At 64.0% G+C, this 10634-nt stretch carries 10 protein-coding genes; 2 read left to right on the plus strand and 8 right to left on the minus strand.

Annotated features, from left to right (window positions below):
- The 8 genes from ACFP9U_RS20365 to ACFP9U_RS20400 all read right to left on the minus strand — a co-directional run.
- Positions 1-670: biotin/lipoyl-containing protein (locus ACFP9U_RS20365; protein WP_378624256.1), on the minus strand; the 670-nt coding region annotated here is incomplete at its 3' end.
- A gap of 138 nt (positions 671-808) precedes the next feature.
- Complete coding sequence (locus ACFP9U_RS20370) at positions 809-3796, minus strand: 2-oxoglutarate dehydrogenase E1 component (RefSeq protein WP_378624258.1); 2988 nt, start codon at positions 3794-3796, stop codon at positions 809-811.
- 135 nt (positions 3797-3931) lie between these two features.
- On the minus strand, positions 3932-4843 hold the full coding sequence (sucD, locus tag ACFP9U_RS20375; RefSeq protein ID WP_378624259.1) for a succinate--CoA ligase subunit alpha: 912 nt from the start codon (positions 4841-4843) through the stop codon (positions 3932-3934).
- Positions 4844-4851: 8 nt separating this feature from the next.
- Positions 4852-5223: a cupin domain-containing protein gene (locus ACFP9U_RS20380; protein WP_378624261.1), complete on the minus strand. Its 372-nt coding sequence runs from the start codon at positions 5221-5223 to the stop codon at positions 4852-4854.
- 3 nt (positions 5224-5226) lie between these two features.
- The gene (gene sucC / locus ACFP9U_RS20385; protein ID WP_378624262.1) at positions 5227-6423 is read right to left on the minus strand and encodes an ADP-forming succinate--CoA ligase subunit beta; all 1197 of its coding nucleotides are present in this window, start codon (positions 6421-6423) and stop codon (positions 5227-5229) included.
- 14 nt (positions 6424-6437) lie between these two features.
- Entirely contained in the window at positions 6438-7403 is a 966-nt protein-coding gene (mdh, locus tag ACFP9U_RS20390; RefSeq protein WP_322453089.1) for a malate dehydrogenase, read from the minus strand.
- A gap of 224 nt (positions 7404-7627) precedes the next feature.
- Positions 7628-8803 (minus strand): cell division protein ZapE, encoded by a 1176-nt coding sequence (gene zapE, locus ACFP9U_RS20395; RefSeq protein WP_378624264.1) that lies wholly within the window; start codon positions 8801-8803, stop codon positions 7628-7630.
- 66 nt (positions 8804-8869) lie between these two features.
- Complete coding sequence (locus ACFP9U_RS20400) at positions 8870-9406, minus strand: AprI/Inh family metalloprotease inhibitor (RefSeq protein WP_322453087.1); 537 nt, start codon at positions 9404-9406, stop codon at positions 8870-8872.
- Positions 9407-9628: 222 nt separating this feature from the next.
- Here ACFP9U_RS20400 and ACFP9U_RS20405 point away from each other — a divergent pair, with 222 nt between their 5' ends.
- Both ACFP9U_RS20405 and dapF read left to right on the plus strand, forming a co-directional pair.
- Positions 9629-9790 carry a DUF1328 family protein gene (locus ACFP9U_RS20405; protein WP_322453086.1) on the plus strand — a complete coding sequence of 54 codons (162 nt, stop codon included), beginning with the start codon at positions 9629-9631 and terminating at the stop codon, positions 9788-9790.
- Between the two features lie 68 nt (positions 9791-9858).
- Positions 9859-10634 (plus strand): diaminopimelate epimerase (gene dapF / locus ACFP9U_RS20410; RefSeq protein WP_378624267.1); only part of this gene is annotated, 776 nt, incomplete at its 3' end.

Genomic DNA, 10634 nt, shown 5'->3' on the forward strand with positions numbered 1-10634 from the left:
CGGCGGTCTTGTCCTCCGCTTCCCGCCCGGTGCGCGCGCCCGCGGCGCCGGTCGTCTGGGCGACCGCGCCGGTCTTCTCGCCACCGTCGGCGGCCGCACCTTCCTCGATCCTTGCAAGAAGGGCGCCGACCTTCACCTCCTCGCCCGATTTCACCGCCAGCTCGCGGATCACGCCGGCGACGGGCGCCATGATTTCCTGGGCCGCCTTGTCCGTCTCCAACTCAAGGATGGCCTCGTCGGCCTTCACGGCGTCGCCCACCTTCTTGTAGACCTCGCCGACCTGGGCCTCGGTGACGGATTCACCGGCCGAGGGCACGTTCACGTCGACCAGATCGCCGCCCGCCTTTGCGGGCGCGGCGGCCTTCTCATCCTTTTCGCCCTTCTTCGGCGCTTCCGCCTCAGCCTTCTTCTCTCCGCCGGCGGCCTTGCCGTCGCCCTCGCCGATGGCACCGAGCAGCGCGCCGACCTCCACCGTCTCGCCTTCCTTGGCGGCGATCTCCTGCAGCGTGCCGGCCGCGGGGGCGGGGACTTCCACCGTCACCTTGTCGGTCTCAAGTTCGACGACGGGCTCGTCGCTGGCGATCGTCTCGCCGACCTTCTTGAACCAGCGGCCGATGGTCGCCTCGGTAACGGATTCGCCCAGTGTTGGAACGCGGATTTCGGTGGCCATGGAATCTCTTTCCGTCGGTTCTGTTCGGTCGGTTCGCTTAGACCGGCTCATCGTTTCATTGAGACGCTGATCCGGTCCGTCTGTTTGTTTTGCCGCATTTGTGCGACGCCAGATGATTCCATCTGGCTGCAAAATGCTCTAGCTGCCCAGCGCGTCTTCCAGGAAGGCGGCGAGCTGTTCGAGATGTTTCGACATCAGCCCCGTCGCCGGCGAGGCGGCGGCAGGGCGGCCGGTGTAGCGCACCCGCTTGTGCTTGGCGTCGATGTGCTGCAGCACCCATTCCAGATAGGGGTCGATGAAAGACCAGGCGCCCATGTTCTTGGGCTCTTCCTGGCACCAGACCATCTCGGCGTTGCGGAAACGCGACAGTTCCGTGATCAGCGCCTTGGCGGGGAAAGGATAGAGCTGCTCGATGCGCAGCAGGTAGACGTCGTCTACGCCGCGCTTCTCGCGCTCCTCGTAGAGGTCGTAATAGACCTTGCCGGAGCATATGACGACGCGGCGGATCTTCGAATCCTTGACCAGCTTGATCTTCTGGTCCTTCAGATGCTCCGCATCGTCCCAAAGGAGGCGGTGGAAGGAGCTTTCGCCGGACATTTCCGAAAGACTGGAGACCGCGCGCTTGTGGCGCAGTAGCGACTTCGGCGTCATCAGGATCAGCGGCTTGCGGAAGTCACGCTTCAACTGCCGGCGCAGGACGTGGAAATAGTTGGCCGGCGTCGTGCAGTTGGCGACCTGCATGTTGTCCTCGGCGCACATCTGCAGGAAGCGCTCGAGGCGGGCGGAGGAGTGCTCCGGTCCCTGGCCCTCATAGCCGTGCGGGAGAAGGCAGACGAGACCGGACATCCTCAGCCACTTGCGCTCGCCCGAGGAGATGAACTGGTCGAAGATTACCTGGGCGCCGTTGGCGAAATCGCCGAACTGCGCCTCCCACAAGGTCAATGCGCGCGGCTCGGCAAGCGAATAGCCGTATTCGAAGCCGAGCACCGCCTCCTCCGAGAGCATCGAGTTGATGACCTCGTAATAGGATTGCTGCGGCCCCAGATTGTTGAGCGGTATGAACCGGTTCTCGTTGCGCTGGTCGTAGAGCACGGAGTGGCGCTGGGAGAAGGTGCCGCGCTCCGAATCCTGGCCGGACAGGCGCACCGGATCGCCTTCGAGCAGGATCGAGCCGAAGGCCAGCGCCTCGGCCGTGGCCCAGTCGATGCCTTCGCCCGAATCGATCATCTTCTTGCGGTTGTCGAGGAAGCGGCGAATGGTGCGGTGGACCTCGAAATCCTCCGGCACCTCGGAAAGCTTCTTGCCGATCTCCTTCAGGGTCTTGACCGGCACCGCCGTCTTGCCGCGGCGCTGCTCGTCCTCGTTGTCGGCCTTGCGCAGCCCCGACCAGACGCCGTCCAGCCAGTCGGCCTTGTTGGGCCTGTAGGACTGGCCGGCTTCGAACTCGGCCTCCAGATGGGCGCGCCAGCCGTCCCGCATCCGGTCGATCTCGTCCTCGGTGACGAGCCCCTCGCCCATCAATCTCTTGGAATAGATTTCGTTGATGGTCGGGTGCTGGCGGATGCTGCGATACATGGTCGGCTGCGTGAACGCCGGCTCGTCGCCCTCGTTGTGGCCGAAGCGGCGATAGCAGAACATGTCGATGACGACGGGCTTGTGGAACTGCATGCGGAACTCGGTCGCCACCTTGGCCGCATAGACCACTGCCTCCGGATCGTCGCCGTTCACATGGAAGATCGGCGCCTCGATCATCTTCGCCACGTCGGAGGGGTAGGGCGAGGAGCGGGAAAAACGCGGATTGGTCGTGAAGCCGATCTGATTGTTGATGATGAAGTGCACGGTGCCGGCAACACGATGGCCGCGCAGGCCGGACAGGCCGAAGCACTCCGCCACCACGCCCTGGCCGGCGAAGGCGGCGTCGCCGTGCAGAAGAAGCGGCATGACCTTGGCGCGTTCCGGCAGCGGTACGATCTCCTCGCGGATGCGTCCGTAGATCTGGTCCTGCTTGGCGCGTGCCTTGCCCATGACGACCGGGTTGACGATCTCCAGATGCGAGGGGTTGGCCGTCAGCGACAGGTGCACGCTGTTGCCGTCGAACTCGCGGTCGGAGGAGGCGCCGAGGTGGTACTTCACGTCGCCCGAGCCTTCCACGTCGTCGGGGGTGAAGGAGCCGCCCTTGAACTCGTGGAAGATGGCGCGGTGCGGCTTGGCCATGACCTGGGAGAGCACGTTCAGCCGGCCGCGATGGGCCATGCCGAGAACGATCTCCTTGAGCCCCAGCTGGCCGCCGCGCTTGATGATCTGCTCGAGCGCGGGGATCAGCGACTCGCTGCCGTCGAGGCCGAAGCGCTTGGTTCCCTTGTACTTGACGTCGATGAATTTCTCGAAGCCTTCCGCCTCGATCAGCTTCTGCAGGATGGCCTTCTTGCCATTGGCGGTGAAGGTCACGCCCTTGTCCGGCCCCTCGATGCGCTCCTGGATCCAGGCCTTCTCCTCCGGATTGGAGATGTGCATGAATTCCACGCCCAGCGTCGAGCAATAGGTGCGCTTCAGGATCGCCAGCATCTCGCGGATCGTGGCGGTCTCCAGCCCCAGCACGTGGTCGATGAAAATGGGGCGGTCGTAGTCGGCTTCGGTGAAGCCGTAGGCTTCCGGCGAAAGCTCGTTGTAGTCCTCGAGCGGTTTGGCAATGCCGAGCGGGTCGAGATCGGCGTGCAGGTGACCGCGCATGCGGTAGGCGCGAATCATCATGATGGCGCGGACGGAATCGCGCGTGGCACGCCGGACCTCGGCCTCAGACAGCTCGACGCCGGTCTTCTGTGCCTTTTCCTTGATCTTCTTGTCGAAATGGATGTCGAGCGCGCCCCAGTCGCCATCCAGCGCCGAGACGAGCTCGCCATTGACGGCGATCGGCCAGCCCTTCTTCTTCCAGGAAGCTCCGGCGGCGTTCTTCTTCACGTCCGCCGCATTGTCCTTGAGCTGGCGGAAGTAATTGCGCCAGTCCTCGCTGACGGAGGACGGATCCGCCTCGTAATCAGCGTATAGCTCCTCGATATAGGCGGCGTTGCCGCCATAGAGGAACGATGTGAGGGAGAATTCGTCGTTGGCTTGATCCTGCCGTGCCATCGCCATTTCCGGAGCCTTCGCCCCGTCTCCTTTTATTTCGTCGGCCTCAACCCTGGCCGTCGCGGACAGCTTCCGCGCTACGCGTTACGCTTACCTTACCGGCGCCAACCCGAAGACGCCGCCGGCGTTCCAATCTCAGCCCCTGATCGCCTCGACCAGGGTTGCGCCCATGCGTGCCGGCGAGGGAGAGACCTTGATGCCGGCGCGTTCCATGGCCGCGATCTTGTCCTCGGCGCCGCCCTTGCCGCCGGAGATCACCGCGCCGGCGTGGCCCATGGTCCGGCCCTTGGGTGCGGTCCGCCCGGCGATGAAGCCCGCCATCGGCTTCTTGCGGCCTCTCTTCGCCTCGTCGAGAATGAACTGGGCGGCGTCTTCCTCCGCCGTGCCGCCGATCTCGCCGATCATGATGATGGATTCGGTTGCTTCGTCGGCCAGGAACATCTCGAGCACGTCTATGAATTCGGTGCCCTTCACCGGGTCGCCGCCGATGCCCACGGCCGTCGTCTGGCCGAGGCCCTCATTGGTGGTCTGGAACACTGCCTCGTAGGTAAGCGTGCCGGAACGCGATACAACGCCGACCGAGCCCTTCTTGAAGATGTTGCCCGGCATGATGCCGATCTTGCATTCCTCCGGCGTCAGCACGCCCGGACAGTTCGGCCCGACGAGGCGCGAGTTCGATTTTTCGAGCCGCGCCTTTACCTTGACCATGTCCATCACCGGAATGCCTTCGGTGATGCAGACGATGAGCGGGATCTCCGCCTCGATCGCCTCCATAATCGCAGCGCCCGCACCTGCCGGCGGCACGTAGACCACCGAGGCATTGGCGCCGGTCCTCTCCTTGCCCTCGGCGACGGAGGAAAAAATGGGAAGTTCGGCCGTGCCGCCGTCGACATTGCCCTGCCAGGTCTCGCCGCCCTTCTTGGGATGCACGCCGCCGACCATCTTGGTGCCGTAATAGGCGAGCGCCTGCTCGGTGTGGAAGGTGCCGGTCTTGCCGGTCAATCCCTGGACGAGAACCTTGGTGTCTTTGTTGACGAGAATGGACATTCTTCTTCCTACAATCGGTTCAATTCAGTGACGGTCAGATCGCTCTCGGCATCGCCTGTGTTCAGGGTGGTGGCCGGCTCGAACATCAGCACCACCGGCTCCTCGCTCAGCGCGCGCGGCCGATGCTCGACAGTTCTCGGCACGACGATGAAATCGTTCTGCCCGAGCTCGATGGAACCGTCCCGGAAATCGATGGCGATGCGTCCGCGCAGGACCAGGAAGGCCTCGTCCTCGTTCTCATGGGCGTGCCAGTCGAAGACCTCGCCGAACTTGGCGATCTTGACCTGCGAATCGTTGACGTCACCGGCGATATACGGGTCGAAGACCTTCGCGATCCGGCGGTCTGCGGCATCCAGCAGGTTGATCTTGCGCGGAGGCACGGGTCAGCCCTCCTTCACGGCCTCGACGATCTTGCGTGCGGCGTCGTCCAGGTCATCGGCGGGAATGACGTTGAGCCCGCTTTCCGACAGGATTTTCTTGCCGATCTCGACATTGGTGCCCTCGAGGCGCACCACCAGCGGCACCTTCAGCCCCACTTCCTTGACCGCGGCAATCACGCCTTCGGCGATGACGTCGCAGCGCATGATGCCGCCGAAGATGTTGACTAGGATGCCCTTCACGTTCGGGTCGGCGGTGATGATCTTGAAGGCCGCCGTGACCTTTTCCGTCGAGGCGCCGCCGCCGACGTCCAGGAAGTTCGCCGGCTCGGCGCCGTAGAGCTTGATGATGTCCATGGTCGCCATGGCGAGGCCGGCGCCGTTCACCATGCAGCCGATATTGCCGTCGAGCGCGATGTAGGCAAGATCGTATTTGGACGCCTCGATCTCCTTTTCGTCCTCCTCCGAGGTGTCGCGCAGCGCGACCACGTCCTCGTGGCGGAAGAGGGCGTTGTTGTCGAAGGAGACCTTGGCGTCCAGAACGCGCAGACGGCCGTTCTTCATGACGATGAGCGGGTTCACTTCGAGAAGGCTCATGTCCTTCTCGGTGAAGGCTTTGTAGAGAGTGGGGAAGAGCACTTCGCCGTCGCTCGCCGCATCGCCTTCGAGCTTCAGCGCGGCGTTGAGACTGGTCACGTCGTCGGCCGTCACGCCTTTCTCCGGGGCGATCGCCAGCGTCAGGATCTTATCCGGGGTCTCCTCGGCCACTGCCTCGATGTCCATACCGCCCTCGGTGGACACCACGAAGGCCGGCCGGCCGACCGTACGGTCGATGAGGATGGAGAGGTAAAGCTCGCGGTCGATGTCGGCGCCGTCCTCGATATAGAGGCGGTTCACCTGCTTGCCCGCAGGCCCGGTCTGCTTGGTGACCAAGGTGTTGCCGAGCATCTCTTCGGCGTTCGCGACCACCTCCTTGGTCGTCTTGGCGAGCCGCACGCCGCCCTTGGTGTCGGGGCCGAGTTCCTTGAACTTGCCCTTGCCGCGCCCGCCGGCATGGATCTGGCTTTTCACGACATAAAGCGGCCCGGGAAGCTTCTTCGCCGCGGCTTCGGCCTCTTCCGGGTTGAAAATCGCGACGCCCTCGGCCACCGGCGCGCCATAGCCCTTGAGCAGTTCCTTGGCCTGATACTCGTGAATATTCATGGGGCCGCGGCCTCCTACTTCTTCAGGTTGGGCGCGATCTCGGCGCAGGCATCACACAGGCCGACGACGGACGCGACGGAATTGTCGAACATTTTCTGCTCGGTCTTGTTCAGGTCGATCTCGATGACGCGTTCGACGCCGCCGGCGCCGATCACGACCGGCACGCCGACATAACGATCCTTCACGCCGTACTGGCCGGAAAGATGGGCCGCGCAGGGCAGCACGCGCTTCTTGTCCTTCAGATAGCTCTCGGCCATGGCGATGGCCGCGGAAGCGGGGGCGTAGTAGGCCGAGCCGTTCTTGAGCAGGCCGACGATCTCGGCGCCGCCGTCGCGGGTGCGTTTCACGATCTGATCGACCTTCTCCTTGGACGTCCAGCCCATCTTGACGAGATCGGGGATCGGAACTCCGGCGACGGTGGAGTAGCGCGTGAGCGGCACCATGGAGTCGCCGTGGCCGCCGAGCACGAAAGCAGTCACGTCTTCGACGGATACCTTGAACTCCTCGGAAAGGAAGTAGCGGAAGCGGGCGGAGTCGAGCACCCCGGCCATGCCGACGACATGGCTCTTCGGCAGGCCGGAAAACTTCTGCAGCGCCCAGACCATCGCATCGAGCGGATTGGTGATGCAGATGACGAAGGCGTTCGGCGCGTATTTCCTGATGCCGGCGCCGACCTGCTCCATCACTTTAAGGTTGATGCCGAGAAGGTCGTCGCGGCTCATGCCGGGCTTGCGCGGCACGCCGGCGGTGACGATGCACACATTCGCGCCCTCGATCGCGGCGTAGTCGTTGGCGCCCAGCAGCTTTGCGTCAAAGCCCTCGACCGGAGAAGATTCGGCGATGTCCAGTGCCTTGCCCTGCGGCGTGCCTTCGGCAATATCGAACAGGACGACGTCCCCGAGTTCCTTCAGTCCGGCCAGATGGGCGAGCGTGCCGCCGATCATGCCCGAACCGATGAGAGCGATCTTGTCGCGAGCCATGTGGTATGAACCCCTTTTCCGGCGCGCCGGTGTTGCGTTGAAGACCCGGCAGTTTTTCAGGGTCGAGACGGGTACTGGACCGTCTCACGACCTCATTTGGCATAAGCAGACCCAGCGGAAAATTCAACCGGTTATTTTCGAACTTGTGTTTTCAAACGGTTAGGTCATTAGGCATTTACGTAAAGATCAAATAAAAACGTGAAAAAGTTTTTCGCACGCCGGTTTCAACGCAGTCCCGCCCTGCTTTCTAGGTGTGCGTCGCCGCCCCGCGACCATTCCCGGCTTTGCATCTCGATCAGGCGAGAGGCGGTGCGTTCGAACTCGAAGGCCTCCGTGCCGGAAGGAGCGGCGTAGAGGCGATCGGGCGCGGCCTCGGCGGAGACGACGAGCCGGTTGCGGTTGTCGTAAAGCGTGTCGACAAGCAGGATGAAGCGCTTGGCCTCATTGCGCCGCGACAGATCCATGACGGGAACCCGGTCGATGAAGATCGTCTCGAAATCCCTGGCGATGGCGAGATAGTCCCGGGCGCCGAGCGGCTTCTGGCACAGCTCGGCAAAGGTGAAGCGGGCGGCGCGGCCGGCGGCGCGGGGCACGGGGATTTCGCGGCCCTTGACCGTGATCGTCTCGACCCTGGTCCTCCGCCCCTCGGTAGCCGTGCGCCATGCCTCATCCATCTGCCGCTCCGTCTCCTCGCCGAGCGGCGTCATGTAGACCGGCATGCGGTTGAGCTTTTCCAGCCGGTAGTCGGCGCCGCCGTCGAGCGGCATCACCCTGGCATGGCGCTTCAACAGGTCGATGAAGGGCTCGAATAGGCCGCGGTTGAGGCCGTCCCGGTAGAGGTCGTCGGGCGCGACGTTGGAGGTGGCGACCAGGACCACACCCTCGGCGAAAAGGGCCGAGAAAAGGCGCGAAAGGATCATCGCATCGGCGATGTCGGTTACCGTGAACTCGTCGAAGCACAGAACCCATGCCTCTTTCGCGAGTTCCTTGGCCACCGGCTGGATGGGATCGCTTTCGCGCACCTCGCCGTTCTTCAGGGCTTCGCGGTGGCGGGCGATGCGGTCATGCACGTCGGCCATGAAGTCGTTGAAATGAGCGCGTCGTTTCCTGCGGACCGGCACCAGCTCATGGAAGGTGTCCATGAGCATCGTCTTGCCGCGCCCAACCCCGCCATGAATATAGAGTCCGGTGATGGTCTCGGGCCGGCGCTTGGCGAAAAGCCATCCGAGCGCGCTCGACTTGCGGGCAAGGCGGCGGTCGATGATGCGATCGAGCAGGTCATCGAGGGCCGCGACCACGCGCTCCTGCGCCGGGTCGCGACTGATGGTTCCGGTCTCGACGAAGTGGTCGTAGCGCTGCGCGACAGTGGGGTGCGTCACGAGGCCGTCGCGCAGGGACATGGGGCGTTATCGCACTTCCTGAAGCAGACTGGCAAATGAAGGCGGGCGCGAAGGCCCGCCATCGAATCAGCGGGAAAGCGAGACTGCCGTTCCGCTTGTCGTCTGGCCGCTGAAGCGTTCCTGGCCGGTGGAGTGAAGCGTGGCGAGCAAGTCCCCGTTCTCGTCATAGAAGGCAAGCTGGTTGCCCGAGACGTTCCAGGACTTCACGCCATCGAGGGGTGCCGGACAGCGCAACGGTCCCGCCCGGTAGCCTTGGCCGAATTTCGTCTGCGGCGTGGCGACACGGCAATTCTGTCCTGCAACGCTGACGCTCCACACACCGGCGACGCTGCCGGCCGTGATCTCGGGGGCGGAAGCCGAGAGGTTCGGATCGAGTGCTGCCACGTCGGTCGTGCCGTCCTGCCCGGGGGCGGCGGGGAAGCTGTTCTGGTCCGGCGCGGAGGGCGGCGGAAGCTGGCTCCCGGTGACCTGCCCCGTGGGCGCCGGCGTCAGAGGCGCGGGCGTGGATGACGCCGGCTGATTGCTGAAACGGCCGGATTGGCATCCGGCAAGGGCCAGAGCCAAAAGCGCAACGGCAAAGGTTCCAGTTTTCGAATAAGGCATCCCTCTCTCCATTTTGCACCGAACGGCCGTGCCCGTGAACGCGCCCCTGATCGGTCCCAATCGTGGCGAAGTTTGGAAATTATCACACACGACCATGGTTAAGAACCGGTTTCCGCGAGGAAATCCCCGGCCGGCACGCTCTGCGTGTGCCTGCGTGCAGGGAACCGGCGGCTCGAACTCGGCGTTATCGCGGCACCATTATCTGTTGCGAAGGGGTTTTCAATGCTCAAATGGATTCTCATCCTTCTCATCATCGCCGCCGTGGCCGGCCTTCTCGGCCTCAACAGCCTCGCCGGCGCCGCCATGACCGGTGCGAAGATCCTGATCGGCATCGTCCTTGTCCTGTTCCTGTTGGCGGTCCTCGGCATCATAGCCGTCGCCTGACGCACGCGTCTGGTAATTTGCCGCGTCTTCCGCCATATAGGCGCCAGAACCCGACGGGATCCGGAGCTATGGCGGAGCAGGCAGCTTTCGCGAAGATGAACGGCCTTGGCAACGCCATCATCGTTGCCGACATGCGCGGGCGCACCGATCGCGTGAGCCCGGAGGCTGCGCGCGCGCTTGCCGCCGACCCGGCCACCCGTTTCGACCAGATCATGGCCGTCCACGACCCGCGTTTCGACGGCACGCAGAACTATATCGAGATCCTGAATTCCGACGGCAGCCGGGCGCAAGCCTGCGGCAACGGCATGCGCTGCGTGGTCCAGGCGCTCGCCGCGGAGACGGGGCGGCGGGTCTTCACCTTCCAGACGCCCGCCGGGATCCTGAATGCGGAGGAGCATGAAGACGGGCTCATTTCGGTAGATATGGGCCGGCCGCGCTTCGGCTGGCAGGAGATCCCGCTGGCCGAGGAATTCCGCGACACGCGCGCGATCGAATTGCAGGCAGGGCCGATCGACGCGCCGGTGCTCTCCTCGCCGTCTGTTGCCTCCATGGGCAATCCGCACGCTATCTTCTGGGTGGAGGAAGACCCTTCCGCTTATGACCTAGCGCGCTTCGGCCCGATGCTGGAGAACCATCCGATCTTCCCCGAGCGCGCCAATATAACCATCGCCCGCGTGACCTCGCCCGAGGCGATGACGATCCGCACCTGGGAGCGCGGAGCGGGGCTGACGCTGGCCTGCGGCTCGGCGGCCTTGATCAACACGCGATCGGGCATCGAGGGCCGGCTCCTCCCTCCCAAACGCAGTGCACGGCGAAATGAAGGTCGAGCAACGCCGGCAAGTCA

Source organism: Nitratireductor sp. GCM10026969, assembly GCF_042660605.1.
In the GTDB taxonomy this organism is placed as follows: Bacteria; Pseudomonadota; Alphaproteobacteria; order Rhizobiales; family Rhizobiaceae; genus Chelativorans.